Here is a 583-nt window from a genome sequence, read left to right as displayed (position 1 = left end):
ACGGAGCCAACGCCCGCTCACACTCAGCCACCCGCGCCGCGAACACCGGAGACGACTCCAACAACCCCGCGCCCATCCCCACCCACTGCGAACCCTGACCCGGAAACACCAACACCGGGCCGACGCCGGCCGGTGTGGTGGGGCGGCCGGGGTCCACGACGTGGGCGTGGGGCTCGCCGGCGGCCAGGGAGGTGAGGCCGGCGAGGAGGTCGTCGCGGGTTTGGCCGGTCACGACGGCGCGGCGGTCGAGTGTGGCGCGGGTGGTGGTCAGGGACCAGCCCACGTCGGTGGGGGTCAGTTCGGGGTGCGCCGTCAGGCGGGCGATCAGGGCCTGGGCCTGGGCGCGCAGTGCGTCGTCGCTGTGGGCCGAGATCACCCAGGGCACCACGGCGCCCGTGGCCGGCGTCGGGTCGGCCGGGGCGGTCGCGGGGTCGTCGTGGGTGGGCTCGGGGGCCTGTTCCAGGATGAGGTGGGCGTTCGTACCGGAGATGCCGAAGGCGGAGACGCCGGCCCGACGGGGGCGCCCGGGGTGCCAGTCGACGGGCTCGGTCAGCAGGCGTACGCCGCCGCCGCTCCAGTCGAC

1 protein-coding gene is annotated in these 583 nt (G+C 75.6%); it reads right to left on the bottom strand.

The features are described 5' to 3' along the window. Positions 1-583 (bottom strand): ketoacyl-synthetase C-terminal extension domain-containing protein (locus KUM32_RS40385; protein WP_217146673.1); only part of this gene is annotated, 583 nt, incomplete at both ends.

It is taken from the genome of Streptomyces sp. AC627_RSS907 (genome assembly GCF_019049165.1).
This window is presented reverse-complemented; position numbering and strand designations above follow the sequence as displayed.